We start from the raw sequence: 16,467 nt of genomic DNA, 5'->3' as shown, positions 1-16,467 counted from the left end.
CGTTGGGCAGTCGGCGACGTTCGGCCGCTCAGGGGTATCGCGGGGCGTCCCGTCGGCGCTCATATTCGGCGACTGTCGGGACGACGGGGAGAACGAGTATCAGGACCAGGTACGCCACCGCGAGTAGTCCGCCGGTGAACAGGGTCAGCAGCAGCACGACGGTGCGTACCCAGTCGACGCGGAACTCGCCGTACGCCGCGACGCCGAGACGCGCACCTGGCCGCAGGCGGCGAATGTGCATGGCGGCACGCGAGGGTACGCGGCATGATCGTTACGTGGAGTACCGTCGAACGATCGTCCTGGTCGATGACCTCCGTTCGTTCGTCGACGGGCGCGATGCCGAGGTGGCCCGGACGAGTGCTGCCGGAGTGGAACTGCTCGGTCGGTACCGGGACGGGCGCGTGGACGAGTTGTGGCTGGACCACGACCTGGGTGGGGACGACACGATCTGGCCGGTGGTGGAGATCCTGGAACGGGCCGCGTTCGAGAAGCGCCCCTTCGACATCGGAGCTGTCTATGTGCACTCCGCTAATCCGGCCGGCGTCGCGAAGATGGCGCAGGTTCTCCGGCACTGGGGCTACCGCGTTCAGGTCGCGTCAGGCTCCACGGACGTCGGCTATGTCGGCGACCCGACGGCGAGCTGATCGGGACGAATGCCCCGCCCCGCGGTCAGACGTCGGCTTCGAGCGCGAAGGTGTTGCCGTCCGGGTCCTGGAACCACGCGATACGTCCACCGCCGGCCCGAGCGGTGATGCCCTTGGCGTCATGGTCGAGCCCGTCATACCGGATGAGATCGACGCCGGACGAGACGAGCTCGTCGACGATTCGGTCGATGTCATCGACGTACCATGTCGCCAGCGTCGCCGCGCTCGTGCCGGCAGTGACCGACTGGTACACATTCAGGGCCGCCACGCCGCCGGCACCATAGACGCGGCTGCCGTCGGCGATATTCGCGCTGGGGCCCGACTGCAACGCCTGTAGGCCGAGTTTGCCCTCATAGAACGCGACCGCCCGTTGGATGTCGGACACGGCAATCGACGTCCTGAGGTGGTGCTCGCTCAACGGCATGAATCACTGTCGCACACGCAGGCGGGTCAGCGGGGCGGAGTGATCGCGTGACGAGACTACTCAGGCGGCGTGCTTTCTGTCGGCGGGCGGAAGGTGGAACGGGATGTCGGTGGGCCGGGCCAGGACCGGCTGGTGACACAATCCGCGAGGTGACGTCCTCTCCACCAGAACCTCTGGACTCCTGCGGAGTGCGGCGCGCCTACGACACCGTGGCGGAGGACTATGCCGCCCACCTGCCGGACACCCGCTGGGAGCCGGCGCTCGACCTGGCGATGGTCGACGCCTTCGCTGCGGCGGTGGGCAACGAGGAACGGGTCCTGGACGCGGGATGTGGCACCGGCCGGATGACTCGGTACCTCGTTGAACGTGGTTGTTCGGTGATGGGGGTCGACCTGTCGCCGGGCATGGTCGCCGTGGCCCGACGTCACCATCCCGGCCTGGTGTTCACGGTGGGCTCGGTGACCGACTTGCCGTACCCAGACGACCAGTTCGCCGGCGTGATGTTGTGGTACTCGATCATCCATACGCGGCCCGCTGGGCAGGCGCGCATTTTCGCGGAGGCAGCCAGGGTTCTCCGTCCAGCCGGCCACCTGCTCGTCGGATTTCAGTCCGGGCAGGGCACGCGCGATGCTTCCGGGGCCTACCGTCAGTTCGGCCATGAGATCGAGCTGCAGCGCCATCTGTACACGGCGGACGAACTGAGTTCGTACATCGAGGCCGTCGGTCTCCGCGAGGTGTGCCGCCTGGTGCGACGGGCGCAGGGCAAGGAACGCGACGACCAGGCGATCATGCTGGCCCGAGCACTCTGAGTCCTTCCCGTCCTTCTGCCGCGAGCGAACCCGCTTGTCCTGTTGCGGCGCGCTGCGGAGGATCGGTGGATGGATCTCCTCACTGCGGAACGGCGACTCCAAGCCGCCCAGCGCGCCGCCGACGTCGAGTCCCTCGACGCGCTACTGCACCCGCAGGTCGTGGGTGCCGGACCGGACGGCGCGGTCTTTACGAAGGAAGACGACTTGGAGAGCTACCGCTCTGGTGCACTGCGCATCACCAGCCTGGTGGAGGAGTCGCTCGACGTCCAGGAAGACGGTCAGACCGGGGTGACTCGCATGGTCGCCGCGGTGGATGCCGTTCAGGGCGGTGCCGTGATGTCCGCGCGGCTGCGCTACACCCGACTGTGGGTGCGTGAGGATGGCGACTGGCGGGTGTTGGCCGCCACCTTCGTACCGGTCTAGGTGCCTGGCTCCGGTGGCACCTGGATCGGGTTGTTGCACATGCCGTAGCGGCATGTGGTGAGGTCGGGGCACCACAGCACGAAAGGCTCTGTCTGCGATGTACCCCTCTCTCACGCCTCCCCGGCAGGTCAAGATCGGTGATGCCGCTGCGTTCGCCGGGACCACCCCACGCGCCATCCGCCACTACCACGAGATCGGTCTGCTGCCGGAGCCCGAGCGCGGCGGGGACGGCCGCCGCCGCTACGGCTATGACGACATGACCCGCCTGCTGTGGATCCGCAGAATGGCTGATGCCGGTATCAGCCTTGACGACATGCGGGCCGCCTTCGGCGAAGCCCGGGACGAAGCTGGAGACGAAGCCCCGGACCACGTCCCGGATATCGAGTCGGTCCTGAGCAGGCTGGAGGAAAACTTGGCGGCGCAGGAGGCCGTCATCACACGTCGGCGCGTGGCTGTCCAGCGCCTACAGGCGCTGGGCAGCCCGCTGGGGCTGCTCTCCGAGCTGGTCACGGACCGGCTCAGCCACCTGCCCCCGGGCGCGTTGCGCCCCTCCGATCTGGACGCCCTGCTGGTCACAGAACGGATCTTCGGGCCGCTGGGCGCCGCCATCCAGGCCGGCACGTTCATCGTGCTGGCGACCCACCCTGACCTGCGGGCCGAGGAGGACCGTCTGGAGGCGGCCGAGGCCGCCCTCGACGACGGCGTCGAACCCGACGACCCGCGCGTCGAAGAGCTCGCCGTACAGCGATGCGCTCACCTGATGGCCCTGAATCAGGCCATCGAGGCGGCTGGTCTCGACGCGGCCGGTGAGAAGATCTTCGAGATCTACGACGCCGACCTGACAGGGGAGGAGGGCACAGAGATGAGTGCCGCGACGGCGATCACCAAGATGCCTTATGACTTCTCTCCTGCCCGGATGCGCTGCGTGGAACTCGCCGGACGGCTCTTCGGCGAGGCCCTTGCCGACACCCACTCCGCGGACAGCTGATCGCCTGTGCCTGGCACTGACGTGGCCCGACAACCGGTCGCGTTCCATCGCCAGAATCACGGCGATTACGAGATCCCGTCACTGCGACTGAAAGAGGGGCCTGGAGGTGCCGGGCAGTCAGGGGTTCCACCTGACGTACGGGGCTGACCCCGCCGGGAACGGAGAGGCGTTCGCGGCGGAGCCGGTGCGCACACCACCTGGGGTGGCGAACCGGACGGCAGACCGGGGTCGTTCGGCGATTCTCGTTGTGGAACGTACTCGACAGTGAAGACAATGGATGGGAGTCATTGCTGTTGAGTGTGTCGCCGCCGGCGAGCCGACCTGCGTCTCCCGACGGCGAAGACGTCGAACCTGGCGCGGCCGATGTCCTCCCGGTACGAGGAGTGGTTCCCCGAGATGCTGACGTACTCGTTGCACATTCTGATCATCGCCGTTCCGGTGTTCATCAACGGGATCGTGGTGCACGAGTCGCGCTGGTGGGCCGTCTTCATTGTGACCGTGCTCGGGCCCCCGGCGCTCTTCGCCACCAGTATCAGGCCCTGGGCGAGGCTCAGCGACGCACTTCCGCCCTACCTCCAGATGGCCATGGCGCTCTCGTCGACCGGGCTTCTCGGGTACGTGGCCTACCGGTCCGGAGTGTCGACCATCCTGATCTGCGCGGCGGCGTTCTACCTCGGCCTGTTTCTCGCCGTGTATCCGGTGTACCTGGTCCTCCGTGCGTGGCGAAACCGTACGGGCGAATTCGACCACCTGTGAGAACTGCATCAGCCACACCGGCCACCCGACGCGTCCGGAAAGTCGGCCAGCTCTCTCACTGCTGTCTCCACCGCCAGGTCCACGCCGCGCGCGGGACCGTCGTACTGCTCTCTGGCATTGTCCTGGGTACGCGGACGGATGTGCCGCGCCGGGCACCGGCGTATCTCTGGGCTATGTCCCGAGACACCGATGTCGATCGGCGCACCCCCGCTTCGAGCCGAATCGCGGCCACGGTCGTTTGCGGTCTTCTGGCCTGCCTCGCTGTGCTGTCGTCGGCTGGTTGTGCCTCTGCTCAGGGCCGCGTCCGTGAGCAGGTGCTGCAGCGCGGAGCAGGTGGCTCACGAGACTGAGCAGTGGGCCGTCGACTCGCACAACCCGGAGGGCTGGAAGAGCAACGCGTCGGTGCCCCGGCGGCTGGTCCTCGAAACCGCCGCTGCCGAATTCGGATGTCTGGAGCCGTTCTCTCACTGAGCCATCGGTGGCACCGCGTCCGGGCACGGCGGTGCCGTGGAGTACGAGGACACCTTGCCGCGTTGCCTGCGCTGGCTTATATAAGTGAAGACCGGTATGGTTTGTGGTCGTGCACGCCTTCGACATCCTCGGCGACCCGGTACGTCGGCGCATCCTGGAGCTGCTCGCCGACGGTGAGCAGACCTCCGGCGCGGTCACGGAGGTGATCCGGGCCGAGTTCGGGCTGTCCCAGCCGGGTGTCTCACAGCATCTGCGCGTGTTGCGGGAGAGCGGGTTCGCGTCGGTGCGAGCTGTGGGCGCTCGACGGTTCTACGCCGTCGAGCCGGCGCCTCTGAGCGAAGTCGACGCGTGGTTGGACCGGTTTCGCCGGTTGTGGGAGCAGCGGCTCGACGCGCTGGAGACCGAGCTGGCCCGGGGCCGGCGGGCAGCTCGGAACTCGGTTGGCGGGCAGACCTCCCGGCGGGCCGAGCCCGGCACCGGTGCGGACAGGGCAAAGTCAGCAGCGAGAGGAACGGAACATGAAAGACGTACTGGATGAGCTGGCCGCCGCGCGGCGGGCCATGGGCAAGGGCAGCCTGCCCGCAGGTGAGGCGTACACCATCGAGCTCCGCCGGCGGTACGCGGCGCAGGTCGACGACGTCTGGGACGCCATCACCAACCCCGAGCGGCTGAACCGCTGGTTGAAGCCGGTCACCGGGGATCTGCGGCTCGGTGGGAAGTACGAGTTCGACGGTGGTGAGCACGGCGAGATCCTGCGGTGCGAGCCGCCGCGTCTGCTCACGGTGTCCTGGCTCTACGGGCCGGACGCGGACGCCTGGCCCGGCACGAGTGAGGTGGAGGTACGCCTGGCCCCGGGCCCGGCCGGCGACACCGAGTTCGCGCTGATCCACGCAGCGGTCGTCGAGGAGCCCCTCTTCCCGACCTACGGCCCCGGTGCCGGCGGCGTTGGTTGGGACCTGGCCCTGCTCGCCCTCGCCCGGCTGTTGTCCGGTGGCGAAGCCGCCGACCACGAGGCGGTCCAGAAGTCGCCCGAAGGGCGTGAGTTCATCCGTCGCAGCGCCGCGGCCTGGGGCGAGGCTCACCTGGCCGCCGGTGGCGACCCGGAGCACGTCGCGGCCGCAGTGCAGGCCACCACGCAGTTCTACGCACCCGACCCGACATGACGGGGCTGACTGGTCCCACCTCTAGGAAGACTGTGCGATGAAATACACCAACACGATCGAGATCGCCCTGCCGCGCGAGCGCGTGGCCCAACTGCTCGCCGACCCGGCGCACCTGCCGAAGTGGCTGCGGGGCATGGTGCTGCACGAGCCGGTGGAGGGGGTACACGGGCAGCTCGGCACCACGTCGCGGGTCGTGATGCAGTCGGGGAAGCGGAAGATGGAGTGCACCGAGACGATCACCCGCCGGGATCCGGCGGACCTGCACGGGATCCCGAAAGAGAGCGTCGTCCACTTCGACCGCGAGATCGTCGGCCCGGGCATGTGGAGCGCCGTGCGCGATCGGCTGACCGAGGTCGATCCGGAGACGACGCTCTGGGAGAGTGAGAGTGAGTACCGGTTCAGTGGCCTGCTGATGCGGCTGGTGGGGCGCCTGATGCCCGGCGCCTTTCACAAACAGTCGCAGCAGCACATGCAGGACTTCAAGGCGTTCGCCGAACAGGGGAAGGATGTGCGCGAAGGCGGGAGCTGACCTGTCGCGGCGACCGGACTGTCGCGCAGATCAGGCCGGTGCCGGGGTGGGATCCGCTGGATGACGTCGATGCGGCGACCTACCCTGTGCGGATGACGGCGGATCGGGACGCTGACGACGTGCCCGGGCGGCGAGATCGGATCACGATCGTTGCCTACGACCCACGCTGGCCGGCCAGTTTCGACCATCAGCGGAACCGGATCGAGGCGGCGCTCGGGAACGGTCTGGTCGGTCGCGTCGAGCATGTGGGTAGTACCGCGGTCCCCGGACTCGCCGCCAAGCCGATCATCGACATGCTCGCTCTGGTCTCCGACTACGACCAGACCGCCGGCCTCGTGACAGCACTCGGTGACATCGGCTGGGTCCACGCCCCCGAGCCGGGCGATCACGAGCGCCGCAAGTGGTCGTTCTGCTTTCCCGACGTGGCGTGGCGTACCCACCACCTCCACATCTGGGAGGTCGGGTCACCGGACTGGCGCCGCCTCCTACCGTTCCGCGATCACCTCCGACGCCATCCGGACCTCGCCGCCGAGTACGCCCGTCTCAAAGCGGAACTCGCCGCCGTGGACGACAGCGACCGCCCCCGGTACAGGTCCGGTAAGGCGCCATTCATCCAGGACATCCTTCGACGCGCTGTTCCCGGACGAGCGGGCGCTGGCAGCTGATTCCGAATTGCCCATGTCAGGATGGTGGGCGTGGCACATGAGGCTGTCGACATCGCTGACAAGTTGTCCCGTTTCTCGGAGCACTGGTCACCGAAGGTGGTGGCGAGGCTGAACGACTACGAGGTCAAGGTCGTCAAGGTGCGCGGGGAGTTCGTCTGGCACACCCACGAGGACACCGACGAGCTGTTTCTCGTGGTGAGCGGGGAACTGACCATCCAGCTACGCGACGGTGACGTGCTCCTGCGTCCGGGGCAGCTGTTCGTCGTGCCTCGTGGCGTCGAGCACTGCCCGGTCGCCGACGGGGAGGTGCACGCGATCCTGATCGAGCCGACCGGTGTGGTGAACACCGGCGATGCCGGCGGTGCGCTGACTGCCGGCTACGACGACTCGTTGCTCTGACCGTCGAGTCCTTGGCGTGGTGTGGCTAGCATCCCGAAGGTGACTCAGGACAAGGGTGTCGGCAGGCTCGCCGGCTTCGACGGCGTGATGCTCCTCGCGACGATGCTCATACTCTTCGGGTACCTGCTCCCGTGGTTCCGGCAGTCGCCACGGCACCTGTGGTGGTACTCCGGTTGGGAGTACGCCAGCCTGAGCAGCGGTGGGGGGTGGACGCTCTGGACGTTCGCCTTCCTGCTGGTGGCGGTCGTGACCAGTTTCTGGGCCCGGACCGTGGTCGAGGCGGCGATGGCCGCGTTGGCTGCGGGGATCGGCACCCTGGTGATGGTCTTGGCGGTGGTGGCGGCCAGCTTCGGAAACATCGGGCGACGCGACAACCTGAACTCCGTCGCGGAACTGCCCTTCGGGTTGGGGCTGCCGCTGATGGCCGTCGGCCTGGGCATGCTGATCGCCACCGCCTGCCGAGACATCGCCCGCGCTTGACCCTCCGAGGGCATTTCGCCTGCCCGGGCCGTTAGTCGGGCCAGGTCACGCGGGGTGGGAGGGCGAGGAAGTCGGCGTAACGGTGCAGGGCCTGCTCGACCTGTGTGCGCTGTGCCGGGTCGAGCGGGACCAGCGGCTTCACGGCGAAGGTGACCCGGGTCTTGGCCAGGGTGCGTTTCCAGGTGCCGACGACCCGGCCGCCGATGACGACGGTGGCCTGGAAGACGCCGTTGCCGCCGGGGATGATGGCCTGCTTGTGCGCGGGGTCGAGCATCAGCGCGCGGTCCTTGAAGCCGAGCAGGTACTCGTCGAAGCCGGGCAGGGTCAGCACGTCGGGCGTGGGTGTGCGGGGTGCGTCGAGCAGGGCGGGCGGCAGGACCGCTTCGGTGCCGTCGACCTGGACGGTGGCCAGGTCGTCCCCGGCGGCGGCGATGGCGCGTTTCGCGTCGGTGGCGGTCAGGCCGGTCCAGCCGGCGAAGTCCTGTCGGGTGGTGGGGCCGTGGCTGCGGAAGTACCGCAGGGCGAGGGTGGCCAGCGCCTCGTCGCGGTCGGGTCGGTGCTGGCCGGGCGCCCACTCGTCGAGCAGTGCGAAGGTCTGCTCGGTGCCGATGTTGGGGGCGATGCAGGTGACGCCGCGCTGGCTGGCGTACCAGAGCAGGTGGTAGCCGCGCTGGCCGGCGCCGTCGATGCCGGCGGCGACCAGGGCGGCCACGCAGTCGGTGCGGGTCAGCCGACCGCCGTCGGCCAGGGCGGTGCCGAGCACGTCGGCGGCGCGGTCCGCCTCGGCCTCGCTCAGGCCGAGGAACTCGCGGCGCGCTGCCGCGCCGGCCAGCGCCCGTACGCCGGTCAGCTCCAGCATCCAGCGCGCGTCGCGGGCGGGGACGAGGTGGATGGTGCCGCGCATCGGCCAGGTCCGCAGAGCCTCCCGGCGTTCCAGCGCGGCGTGCACGTCGGTCTGGGTGGCGCCGGGCAACCGTATGCCCAGCGACCACAGGCCGCTGTTGATCTCCTGGGCCTGCATGGCGCCGAACCACTCGACGACCTCGGTCACGGTGTGCGGTGTGGTGGCGGGGGTGGGGCTCAGCAGCAGGCTGGTCATCCGCAGGGCGAGCGCTTCGGTGCCGGTCAGCGTCGTGCCCGTAGGTGCCACTACATCGCCCTCCGTCGTCGGTCGAGCGCAGCATAGGCCCGGGCACCGACAGACGGGTGCGGTTCTTCGGCGGGTCAGTCGGCCAGGCGGGGCTGGGGCACGCGTACCGCTGCCATGCCGGCGGCGACGGCGGCCTCGATGCCCAGGTCGGCGTCCTCGAAGACCAGGCAGGCGTGCGGTGGTACGCCGAGCAGCTCGGCGGCGCGCAGGAAAGGCTCCGGGTCGGGCTTGGGGCGGGTGTAGTCGCCGGCACAGACCAGCACGTCGAACCGGTCGAGGATGCCGAGCGCGCCGAGGGAGGCGGTGACGGCTTCCCGGGTGCTGCCGGAGACCACCGCGAAGGGGATGCGTCCGTGCGCGTCCTCGATGTGGTGCAGCACCCCGGGGATGCCGGCGGCGGTGGGCAGCAGCCGCTGGTAGTGCTCCTCGCGGCGGGCGACGACGGTCTCCACCGGCATGTTGAGGCCCTGCTGCTGGTTGAGGGCGGCGACGATGTCGAGCGTGGGGCGGCCGGCCCAGGCGTAGAACAGCTCCTCGGGGAAGGCGCACTTCCACTCGTCGAGCGCCTGCCGCCAGGCGGTGTAGTGCTGGGGCATGGAGTCGACGATGGTGCCGTCGCAGTCGAACAGGTACGCCTGGAAGTCGCCGGTGGGCAGGGGCAGCATCACCGGCCCAGGTTATCCGGCGTGGTCGGGAGCGGTCCGGGCGGCTCAGAGCCGTTGATACATGACGAGCAGGTCGACGTGGCCCTGGGTGGGGTGGCGGAAGCCGTCGGGGATGCGGCCGACCACGTCGAAGCCGAGCGAGCGCCACAGCGCCACGGCACGGGTGTTGGTGGCGACCACGGCGTTGAACTGCATCGCGTGGTAGCCGTCGGTGCGGGCCAGGTCCAGCACGTACGCGCCGAGGGCCCGGCCGATTCCCTGTCCGGCGGCGGCCGGGGCGACCATGAAGCTGGCGTTGGCCACGTGGTCGCCGGGGCCGAGCTGGTTGGGGGTCATCTTCGCCGAGGCGAGCACGGTGCCGTCGTCGTCGACGGCGACGACGGTGCGCCCGGGTGGGGGGACCAGCCACATGTCGCGGGCACGGGTCTCGTCGATGTCGCGGGGCCAGGTGTAGGTGTCCCCGGCGGAGACGATCTCGCGCAGGAAGGGCCAGATGCCGGGCCAGTCCCCGGCGGTCGCGGTCCGGATCTGCATGCTCGCGAGCATGCCAGCCAGGTTGCCGGGCCGATCGTCGGGGGCGGTGTCAGAGCAGGCCGGCGGCCATGGCGGTGGTGACGGCGGCGGTACGGTCGGAGACGTCGAGTTTGTTGAAGGTCCGCAGCAGGTGGGTCTTCACGGTCGCCTCGCCGATGTGCAGCTCGCGGCCGATCTCGGCGTTGGACAGCCCTCGGGCGACCAGCCGCAGCACCTGCACCTCCCTAGGTGACAGGGTGTCGCGGGCGGTGGGGCGGCGTACCTGGTGCAGCAGTCGGGTGGCCACCGAGGGGGCCAGGACGGTGCCGCCGCGGGCGGCGGTGCGGATCGCGGTGATCAGGTCGGCGCGGGAGGTGTCCTTGAGTAGGTAGCCGGCGGCGCCGGCCTCGACGGCCCGCAGGATGTCGGTGTCGGTCTCGTAGGTGGTCAGCACCACCACCCGGGTCTGTGGCCGGGCGGTGAGGATGCGGCCGGTGGCGGTGGCGCCGTCGTCGCCGGGCATCCGCAGGTCCATCAGGACCACGTCGGGGTGGCGGGCGCGGACGGCCGCGAGTGCCTCGGCGGCGTCGGCGGCCTCGCCGACGACGGTGATGTCGTCGGTGCCGGCGAGCATGCCGGCGACTCCGGCGCGGACCACCGGGTGGTCGTCCACCAGCAGCACGGTGATCATTGGTACGGCACCTCCACCCGGATCGTGGTCCCCTCGCCGGGGGCCGAGCGTACGACGACGCTGCCGTTGACCTGCTCGACGCGGGTGCGCAGCCCGGCCAGCCCGTAGCCGCCGTCGCCGTCCGGGTACGCCCCGGCGGGGTCGAATCCGACGCCGTCGTCGCCGATCTCCAGCGTGACCCGGCCGTCGTCGCCGTGCAGCAGGACGGCCACGGCGGAGGCGTCGGCGTGCCGCCGTACGTTGGTCAGCGCCTCCTGGGCGGCGCGTAGCAGCACCACCTCCACGGCGGTGCCCGGCGTCCGGCCGGTGGTCAGGTCGGCGGTGCAGGTGACCGGTACCCCGGTCTCCCGGGTGAAGCGGTCGGCCAGCCGGTGCAGCGCCTGTTCCAGCGGGGAGCCGTCGATCTGCGTCGGGGTGAGTGCGGCGACCAGGGTGCGGACGTCGAGCAGGTTCTCCCGGGCGGTCTGCCGGGCCAGGTCGAGGTGGCGGCGGGCCTGGTCCGGGTCGCGGTCCAGGTCGGCGTCGGCGGCCTGGACCAGCATCACCACGCTGGACAGGCCCTGCGCCACGGTGTCGTGGATGTCGGCGGCGAGTCGCTGTCGTTCGGCGGCCACGCCGGCGCGGTGCGACACCTCGGCCAGCTCGGCCCGGGTCTGTTCCAGTTGGGCGATCAGCTCGGCGCGTCGGCCGCTCTCGGCGACGGTGTGTTGGGCCCAGACGCCCAGCACGCTGACCACGAGAACGGTCATCAGGGCGATCAGCAGCGGGGGAACCACGTCGCCCAGGTCCGGCAGCCGGACGGCCAGGACGATCACGTGCACCGAGTTGAGCAGCAGCACCGCGCCGACCGCGGGTACGGCGGGCAGCACCATGAACATCTGTGGGTTGAGCACGAACAGCAGAAACGAGGCGGTGCCGCTGAGCAGGACCGCCGGCACATAGAGCAGGACCACTCCGGCGAGGTAGAGGTAGCTGCGCCAGTCTTCGACGGAGTCGCGCATGAGCCTGCGGCCGACGCCGAGGTACCAGCCGGTCAGGGCTCCGAACAGCGCGAGGCAGCCGAGGCGGGCGGCGGGCGTACGGCTGCCGTCGGCGGCCACGGCCACGGCGACGCCGACGGTGGCCAGGGCGAAGTAGCCGTCCCAGAGCCGGAAGCGTGCGCTCCACGTGTCGGTCGGTGGGGTCATCGGTTGCGTCGACCTCGCCAGCGGAAGGTGGTCAGGCACAGCACCATTCCTCCGATGCACCAGGCGGCGAGCACGAGCGCGATCCGGCCGTGCTCCCAGGAGGGTACGACCTCCTGGGGGAGGATGGTGTCGGGCAGGAACACCGAGCGGAAGCCCTGGGCCATCCATTTGAGCGGGAACAGCGAGCCGATCGTGACCAGCGGTTCGGGTAGCTGCCCGACGGGGGTGTAGAAGACGCCGGAGATGAAGGCGAGCACCAGGTAGGGCAGGTTCATCACGGCTCCGGCGCTGCGTGCCGAGCGGGCCAGGCTGCTGGCGGCGATGCCGACCAGGGCGCAGGCGGTGGCGCCGAGCAGGAACACCCAGCCGAAGGTGAGCCAGCGTCCGGGGTCGGTGGGCAGCTTCAGGTCGAAGGCGAGCACCGCGATGGCCAGCAGCAGGATCGTCTCGCCGATGCTGACCACCAGGGCCATCAGGGTCTTGCCGACGATGTACGCCGAGGGGGGCATCGGGACGCCGCGTAGTCGGCGCAGGGTGCCGTCGTCGCGGTCGGCGGCAATGCCGGTGCCCAGGTTGACGAAGGTGGTGGAGGCGATGCCGGCGGCGATCATGCTCGGGGCGAGGTACTGGGCCGAGGTGACGTCGCTGCCCTCGTAGACGCCGTCGAAGATCGCGCCGAGCAGGGCGAGGATGACCGCGGGCATGGCGAAGGTGAACACCACGGCGTCGCGTTCCCGGAAGAAGCAGCGCAGTTCGACGCCGGCGCGGTGCAGCCCGAGCCGCAGCGCGGTGGGGCGGCGGCTGGCAGCGCGGTGGGCGGTGGCGGTCACGGGGTCGCTCCGATCAGGTCGAGGTAGACGTCTTCGAGGCTGGGGCGGCTGACGGTCAGCCCGGGCACGGTGCCGCCGTAGCGGCGGGTCAGGTCGGCGACGAGGGCGGCGGGGTCGTCGGTCTCCTGCCGGCCGTCGGCCCACCGGACGACGGTGCCGGCGGTGGCGCGTCCGCCGAGCGTGGCGGGGGTGCCGTCGGCGACGATCCGGCCGCCGACGATGACGGTGACGCGGTCGGCCAGTGCCTCGGCCTCGTCGAGGTAGTGCGTGCTGAACAGGATGGTGGTGTCCTCGCCGGCGAGTTGGCGGATCAGCGTCCAGAACTGGCGGCGGGCCTGCGGGTCGAATCCGGTGGTCGGTTCGTCGAGGAAGAGCAGCCGGGGGCGGCCGATGACGCCGAGGGCCACGTCCAGGCGGCGGCGTTGGCCGCCGGAGAGGGCACGGACCCGGGCGGTGGCCTTGTCGGTGAGACCGACCAGCTTGACGACTTCGGCGGGGTCGCGGGGCGCGGGGTAGTAGCGGGCGAAGTGGCGGACGGCCTCGGCGACGGTCAGTTCTGTCAGGTCGTCGCTGTCCTGGGCGACGACGCCGATGCCGGCGCGCCAGTCGAGGTCGACGTGGGCCGGGTCGCGGCCGAGCACCTGCACGTCACCGGCGTCGCGGTCGCGGTGGCCCTGCAGGATGTCGATGGTGGTGGTCTTGCCGGCGCCGTTGGGTCCGAGCAGGGCCACCACCTCGCCGGTGGCGACGTCCAGGTCGACGCCGGCCACGGCGATGGTGTCGCCGTAGGTCTTGCGCAGTCCGCGGACGCGGATGGCGGGGGTGTCGGTCATGTCCTGATCGTCGGTCGGCGCGGGGGTGCGCCGGGACGACCGGTGGACGGAATCGTGGTGTCCGTCGACCGGTGGACGGGGCGTCGGCGGGCATCGGTCGAGTCCGGCGAATGTTTGTCGACGCAAACATCGGGTAGTCGCGGGAGCTTACCGACGATCACGGCAGGAAGGACGCAGGCGATGGCGGCACAGGTCAAGGTGGCGGTGATCTACTACAGCGCGACCGGCATCACGTACCAGATGGCGCAGTCGGCCCGGGAGGCCGCCGAGCAGGCCGGTGCGGAGGTCCGGTTGCGCAAGGTGCGCGAGTTGGCCCCGGACGAGGCGATCCGGTCGAACTCGGGCTGGGAGGCGCACCGGCTGGAGACCCAGGACGTCGAGGAGGCGCAGCCGGACGACCTGAGCTGGGCCGATGTGGTGATCTTCGGTTCGCCGACCCGGTACGGTCTGATCGCCGCGCAGCTCAAGCAGTTCATCGACACCACCGGGCCGCTGTGGGCGCAGGGCGCACTGGCCAACAAGGTGTACTCGGCGTTCACCTCGACGGCGACGCACCACGGTGGGCAGGAGTCGACGTTGCTGTCGCTGTTCCACGTCTTCTATCACTGGGGCGGGATCGTGGTCGCCCCCGGCTACACCGAGCCGAGCCAGTTCGTCTCCGGCAACCCGTACGGCGCGTCGCACACCAGCAACAACGGTGAGACCGCGCCGGATCACGTGGCGTTGGAGGCGACGGCGTTGACGGCCAAGCGGGCGGTGCACATCGGTGCGGCGCTCAAGCAGGGCCTGGCCGGCTGAACCCGGGACCGGCGGTCCGGGCGGGGGCTCTCATACCCGCCCGGACCGCCGGCCGTGAACACCGCTACCCCGGATCGGGCCGGCTATGCCTGCCCGGTGGCGGACAACTCGCCGGCCGGTGCCGCTAGCAGCTCCACCAGCAGGTCGGCCAGCACCGCGACCCCGTCCGGGCTGAGTACCGATTCGGGATGGAACTGCACCCCGGCGAAGCCCCGGCCGCGTAGCGCGTGCACCGCGCCGTCGACCTCGTCTCGGGCCACCTCGACCGGGCCGTACGGGCTGTCGAGGCGGTCGGTGTCGGCGTGGGCGGTGAAGGTGGCGTAGAAGCCGACCCGGCGGGGCGTGCCGGCGAGCATGACGGTGCGTTGCAGCCCCTGGTAGGGCGCGTCGCGGCGGATGACGGGCAGCCCGAGCAGGCCGGCGAGCAACTGGTGGCCGAGGCAGACCGCCAGGGTCGGGTGCCCGGCGTCGAGCAGCTCGGTGAGCAGGTCACGCAGCCGCTGCATCTTCGTGCTGTCGCCGGTGGGGTCACCGGGTCCGGGGCCCACGACGACCAGGTCGTCGGCGCGGACCGGGCCGGTGGCGTGCCACGGTCGGACGGTCACCGTCAGGCCGAGGGCACCGAGCTGGTGGGCGAGCATGCCGGTGAAGGTGTCCTCGCCGTCGACGACGAGGGCCCGGCGGCCGGCCAGGGCGGGCAGGGCCAGGGCGCCGGTCGGCCGCTGGTCGAGCCAGAAGCGGGCCAGCGGGGCGTTGCGGGCAGCCAGCGCGGCGCGTACCTCGGGGTCGTCGGCCAGACGGCGGGGTGGCTGCGGTCCGACCTGCGGCGCCTGTGGTCCGAGGCCGAGGGCGGCCAGCACCCCGGCGGCCTTGGCGTGGGTCTCGGCGACCTCGGCGGCGGGCGTGGAGTGCCGGACCAGGGTCGCTCCGACCGGTACCCGCAGCTCACCGGTGGGGGAGAGCTCGGCGGTGCGGATCAGGATCGGTGCGTCGAGGGTCTGCCGGCCGTTGTCGTCGTGACCGAGCAGCGCGAGCACTCCGGCGTAGTAGCGGCGGCCGGTGCGTTCGTGGCGGGCGATGACCCGGCAGGCGTTCTCCATCGGGCTGCCGGTCACCGTGGGGGCGAACATCGTCTCCCGCAGCACCTCGCGGACGTCCCGGCTGCCGTGCCCGGCCAGCAGGTACTCGGTGTGCGCCAGGTGCGACATCTCCTTGAGGTACGGCCCGACCACCTGACCGCCGTGTTCGGCCACCGTGGCCATCATCTTCAGTTCCTCGTCGAGGACCATGTACAGCTCCTCGGTCTCCTTGGTGTCGGCGAGGAAGCGCAGCAGGTCGGCCCGGTCGGCGGTGGCGCCGGTGTGTCGGAAGGTGCCGCTGATCGGGTTCATCATGACCAGCCCGTCGTCGACGCTGACGTGCCGTTCCGGGCTGGCACCGACCAGCGTGCGGGTGCCGGTGTGCACCACGAACGTCCAGTACGCGCCGCGTTCGCGGTGCAGCAGCGAGCGGAGGGCGGCCAGCGCGGCGGTCAGTGGCGCACCCTGGACCTGGGCGTGCAGGGTGCGGTGGATGACGAAGTTGGCGCCCTCGCCGCGTCCGATCTCCTCGGTCAGCACCCGGGCGACGACGGCGGCGTAGGCGTCGTCGGTGACGTCGAAGGCGGCGCCGGTGGTGCGGACCGGGCCCTCGGGTAACGCGTCGAGGGCGTCGGCCAGCGGTACCCGGACGTGCTGCCCGATCCGCAGGTACTCCAGCGGCACGTCGTCGTCCACGCAGGCGAAGCCGCGTTCGGTGATCTGCCGGAACGGCACCAGCGCCAGCGTGGCCGGGCCGGGAACGCCGGTGGCCAGCGGCAGGTCGGCCAGCCGCGCGGCGGTGTCCACCGTGCCGGTGAACAGGTCGAGGTGGGGGGCGTCGTCGCGGCGTACCAGGGCGAACGGGCCCGGGTCGACGCCGTCGGCGAGCGCGGCGAGCAGGTCGGTCAGTGGGTTCATCGGTCTCTCCTGGGTCCGGGAGCCGCCGTTGCGGCGGCCCACGGGCCGGAAA

The 16,467-nt window shown here is 70.6% G+C and carries 23 protein-coding genes and 1 pseudogene; 14 read left to right on the top strand and 10 right to left on the bottom strand.

Features of this window, described 5'->3' with window-relative positions:
- Positions 1-28: 28 nt before the first annotated feature.
- The gene (locus tag ACZ31C_RS13660) at positions 29-241 is read right to left on the bottom strand and encodes a hypothetical protein (RefSeq protein WP_465795542.1); all 213 of its coding nucleotides are present in this window, start codon (positions 239-241) and stop codon (positions 29-31) included.
- Between the two features lie 34 nt (positions 242-275).
- Here ACZ31C_RS13660 and ACZ31C_RS13655 point away from each other — a divergent pair, with 34 nt between their 5' ends.
- Entirely contained in the window at positions 276-644 is a 369-nt protein-coding gene (locus ACZ31C_RS13655; RefSeq protein ID WP_465795541.1) for a cyclic-phosphate processing receiver domain-containing protein, read from the top strand.
- Between the two features lie 25 nt (positions 645-669).
- On the opposite strand, the gene ACZ31C_RS13650 is transcribed toward ACZ31C_RS13655, so the two are convergent.
- Complete coding sequence (locus ACZ31C_RS13650; protein ID WP_449948859.1) at positions 670-1,068, bottom strand: VOC family protein; 399 nt, start codon at positions 1,066-1,068, stop codon at positions 670-672.
- A gap of 149 nt (positions 1,069-1,217) precedes the next feature.
- Here ACZ31C_RS13650 and ACZ31C_RS13645 point away from each other — a divergent pair, with 149 nt between their 5' ends.
- The 12 genes and pseudogenes from ACZ31C_RS13645 to ACZ31C_RS13590 all read left to right on the top strand — a co-directional run bounded on the left by ACZ31C_RS13645 (position 1,218) and on the right by ACZ31C_RS13590 (position 7,751).
- Positions 1,218-1,877 carry a class I SAM-dependent DNA methyltransferase gene (locus tag ACZ31C_RS13645; RefSeq protein WP_465795540.1) on the top strand — a complete coding sequence of 220 codons (660 nt, stop codon included), beginning with the start codon at positions 1,218-1,220 and terminating at the stop codon, positions 1,875-1,877.
- A gap of 69 nt (positions 1,878-1,946) precedes the next feature.
- A complete protein-coding gene (locus ACZ31C_RS13640; RefSeq protein ID WP_396749520.1) occupies positions 1,947-2,300 on the top strand; it encodes a nuclear transport factor 2 family protein in 354 nt (117 codons plus the stop codon).
- Positions 2,301-2,397: 97 nt separating this feature from the next.
- The gene (locus ACZ31C_RS13635) at positions 2,398-3,288 is read left to right on the top strand and encodes a MerR family transcriptional regulator (RefSeq protein WP_465795539.1); all 891 of its coding nucleotides are present in this window, start codon (positions 2,398-2,400) and stop codon (positions 3,286-3,288) included.
- A gap of 30 nt (positions 3,289-3,318) precedes the next feature.
- Positions 3,319-3,435: pseudogene (locus ACZ31C_RS13630) on the top strand (NAD(P)H-dependent oxidoreductase); the annotation flags it as partial.
- 216 nt (positions 3,436-3,651) lie between these two features.
- Positions 3,652-4,044 carry a hypothetical protein gene (locus ACZ31C_RS13625; RefSeq protein WP_465795538.1) on the top strand — a complete coding sequence of 131 codons (393 nt, stop codon included), beginning with the start codon at positions 3,652-3,654 and terminating at the stop codon, positions 4,042-4,044.
- A gap of 333 nt (positions 4,045-4,377) precedes the next feature.
- Positions 4,378-4,515: a hypothetical protein gene (locus ACZ31C_RS13620; RefSeq protein ID WP_465795537.1), complete on the top strand. Its 138-nt coding sequence runs from the start codon at positions 4,378-4,380 to the stop codon at positions 4,513-4,515.
- Positions 4,516-4,624: 109 nt separating this feature from the next.
- A complete protein-coding gene (locus ACZ31C_RS13615; protein WP_465795536.1) occupies positions 4,625-5,053 on the top strand; it encodes an ArsR/SmtB family transcription factor in 429 nt (142 codons plus the stop codon).
- The gene (locus ACZ31C_RS13610; RefSeq protein ID WP_465795535.1) at positions 5,034-5,678 is read left to right on the top strand and encodes an SRPBCC domain-containing protein; all 645 of its coding nucleotides are present in this window, start codon (positions 5,034-5,036) and stop codon (positions 5,676-5,678) included. The genes ACZ31C_RS13615 and ACZ31C_RS13610 overlap by 20 nt, the downstream gene beginning before the upstream one ends.
- Before the next feature lie 37 nt (positions 5,679-5,715).
- The gene (locus tag ACZ31C_RS13605) at positions 5,716-6,207 is read left to right on the top strand and encodes an SRPBCC family protein (RefSeq protein ID WP_465795534.1); all 492 of its coding nucleotides are present in this window, start codon (positions 5,716-5,718) and stop codon (positions 6,205-6,207) included.
- A 92-nt stretch (positions 6,208-6,299) separates the two neighbouring features.
- Complete coding sequence (locus ACZ31C_RS13600) at positions 6,300-6,872, top strand: GrpB family protein (protein WP_465795533.1); 573 nt, start codon at positions 6,300-6,302, stop codon at positions 6,870-6,872.
- 30 nt (positions 6,873-6,902) lie between these two features.
- On the top strand, positions 6,903-7,271 hold the full coding sequence (locus ACZ31C_RS13595; RefSeq protein WP_449948889.1) for a cupin domain-containing protein: 369 nt from the start codon (positions 6,903-6,905) through the stop codon (positions 7,269-7,271).
- A 39-nt stretch (positions 7,272-7,310) separates the two neighbouring features.
- Positions 7,311-7,751 carry a hypothetical protein gene (locus ACZ31C_RS13590; protein ID WP_465795532.1) on the top strand — a complete coding sequence of 147 codons (441 nt, stop codon included), beginning with the start codon at positions 7,311-7,313 and terminating at the stop codon, positions 7,749-7,751.
- 31 nt (positions 7,752-7,782) lie between these two features.
- Here the strand turns inward: ACZ31C_RS13590 and ACZ31C_RS13585 are convergent, their stop codons facing one another.
- The 7 genes from ACZ31C_RS13585 to ACZ31C_RS13555 all read right to left on the bottom strand — a co-directional run bounded on the left by ACZ31C_RS13585 (position 7,783) and on the right by ACZ31C_RS13555 (position 13,620).
- On the bottom strand, positions 7,783-8,901 hold the full coding sequence (locus ACZ31C_RS13585; protein ID WP_465795531.1) for a winged helix DNA-binding domain-containing protein: 1,119 nt from the start codon (positions 8,899-8,901) through the stop codon (positions 7,783-7,785).
- Between the two features lie 74 nt (positions 8,902-8,975).
- A complete protein-coding gene (locus ACZ31C_RS13580; protein WP_465795939.1) occupies positions 8,976-9,566 on the bottom strand; it encodes an HAD family hydrolase in 591 nt (196 codons plus the stop codon).
- Positions 9,567-9,611: 45 nt separating this feature from the next.
- Entirely contained in the window at positions 9,612-10,100 is a 489-nt protein-coding gene (locus tag ACZ31C_RS13575) for a GNAT family N-acetyltransferase (RefSeq protein WP_465795530.1), read from the bottom strand.
- Positions 10,101-10,149: 49 nt separating this feature from the next.
- Entirely contained in the window at positions 10,150-10,770 is a 621-nt protein-coding gene (locus ACZ31C_RS13570; protein ID WP_465795529.1) for a response regulator, read from the bottom strand.
- On the bottom strand, positions 10,767-11,957 hold the full coding sequence (locus tag ACZ31C_RS13565; RefSeq protein ID WP_465795528.1) for a sensor histidine kinase: 1,191 nt from the start codon (positions 11,955-11,957) through the stop codon (positions 10,767-10,769). The genes ACZ31C_RS13570 and ACZ31C_RS13565 overlap by 4 nt, the downstream gene beginning before the upstream one ends.
- Positions 11,954-12,787 (bottom strand): ABC transporter permease, encoded by an 834-nt coding sequence (locus tag ACZ31C_RS13560; protein WP_465795527.1) that lies wholly within the window; start codon positions 12,785-12,787, stop codon positions 11,954-11,956. The genes ACZ31C_RS13565 and ACZ31C_RS13560 overlap by 4 nt, the downstream gene beginning before the upstream one ends.
- Complete coding sequence (locus tag ACZ31C_RS13555) at positions 12,784-13,620, bottom strand: ABC transporter ATP-binding protein (protein ID WP_465795526.1); 837 nt, start codon at positions 13,618-13,620, stop codon at positions 12,784-12,786. The genes ACZ31C_RS13560 and ACZ31C_RS13555 overlap by 4 nt, the downstream gene beginning before the upstream one ends.
- A 180-nt stretch (positions 13,621-13,800) precedes the next feature.
- On the opposite strand from ACZ31C_RS13555, the gene wrbA reads away from it, so the two are divergent.
- Positions 13,801-14,418, top strand: coding sequence for an NAD(P)H:quinone oxidoreductase (gene wrbA, locus ACZ31C_RS13550; RefSeq protein ID WP_449948916.1), 618 nt, complete (start codon positions 13,801-13,803; stop codon positions 14,416-14,418).
- Positions 14,419-14,501: 83 nt separating this feature from the next.
- Here wrbA and ACZ31C_RS13545 read toward each other — a convergent pair whose 3' ends face one another.
- On the bottom strand, positions 14,502-16,415 hold the full coding sequence (locus ACZ31C_RS13545) for an anthranilate synthase family protein (protein WP_465795525.1): 1,914 nt from the start codon (positions 16,413-16,415) through the stop codon (positions 14,502-14,504).
- Between the last annotated feature and the right edge of the window lie 52 nt (positions 16,416-16,467).

It is taken from the genome of Micromonospora sp. NPDC023869, from assembly GCF_055559695.1.
This window is presented reverse-complemented; position numbering and strand designations above follow the sequence as displayed.

What these genes read in the sequence shown, in the direction of transcription:
- ACZ31C_RS13660 (WP_465795542.1), bottom strand. Translation starts at nt 241, where the DNA reads ATGCACATTCGCCGCCTGCGGCCAGGTGCGCGTCTCGGCGTCGCGGCG.
- ACZ31C_RS13650 (WP_449948859.1), bottom strand. Translation starts at nt 1,068, where the DNA reads ATGCCGTTGAGCGAGCACCACCTCAGGACGTCGATTGCCGTGTCCGAC.
- ACZ31C_RS13640 (WP_396749520.1), top strand. Translation starts at nt 1,947, where the DNA reads ATGGATCTCCTCACTGCGGAACGGCGACTCCAAGCCGCCCAGCGCGCC.
- ACZ31C_RS13635 (WP_465795539.1), top strand. Translation starts at nt 2,398, where the DNA reads ATGTACCCCTCTCTCACGCCTCCCCGGCAGGTCAAGATCGGTGATGCC.
- ACZ31C_RS13625 (WP_465795538.1), top strand. Translation starts at nt 3,652, where the DNA reads ATGTCCTCCCGGTACGAGGAGTGGTTCCCCGAGATGCTGACGTACTCG.
- ACZ31C_RS13610 (WP_465795535.1), top strand. Translation starts at nt 5,034, where the DNA reads ATGAAAGACGTACTGGATGAGCTGGCCGCCGCGCGGCGGGCCATGGGC.
- ACZ31C_RS13605 (WP_465795534.1), top strand. Translation starts at nt 5,716, where the DNA reads ATGAAATACACCAACACGATCGAGATCGCCCTGCCGCGCGAGCGCGTG.
- ACZ31C_RS13600 (WP_465795533.1), top strand. Translation starts at nt 6,300, where the DNA reads ATGACGGCGGATCGGGACGCTGACGACGTGCCCGGGCGGCGAGATCGG.
- ACZ31C_RS13580 (WP_465795939.1), bottom strand. Translation starts at nt 9,566, where the DNA reads ATGCTGCCCCTGCCCACCGGCGACTTCCAGGCGTACCTGTTCGACTGC.
- ACZ31C_RS13575 (WP_465795530.1), bottom strand. Translation starts at nt 10,100, where the DNA reads ATGCAGATCCGGACCGCGACCGCCGGGGACTGGCCCGGCATCTGGCCC.
- ACZ31C_RS13570 (WP_465795529.1), bottom strand. Translation starts at nt 10,770, where the DNA reads ATGATCACCGTGCTGCTGGTGGACGACCACCCGGTGGTCCGCGCCGGA.
- ACZ31C_RS13565 (WP_465795528.1), bottom strand. Translation starts at nt 11,957, where the DNA reads ATGACCCCACCGACCGACACGTGGAGCGCACGCTTCCGGCTCTGGGAC.
- ACZ31C_RS13555 (WP_465795526.1), bottom strand. Translation starts at nt 13,620, where the DNA reads ATGACCGACACCCCCGCCATCCGCGTCCGCGGACTGCGCAAGACCTAC.
- wrbA (WP_449948916.1), top strand. Translation starts at nt 13,801, where the DNA reads ATGGCGGCACAGGTCAAGGTGGCGGTGATCTACTACAGCGCGACCGGC.
- ACZ31C_RS13545 (WP_465795525.1), bottom strand. Translation starts at nt 16,415, where the DNA reads ATGAACCCACTGACCGACCTGCTCGCCGCGCTCGCCGACGGCGTCGAC.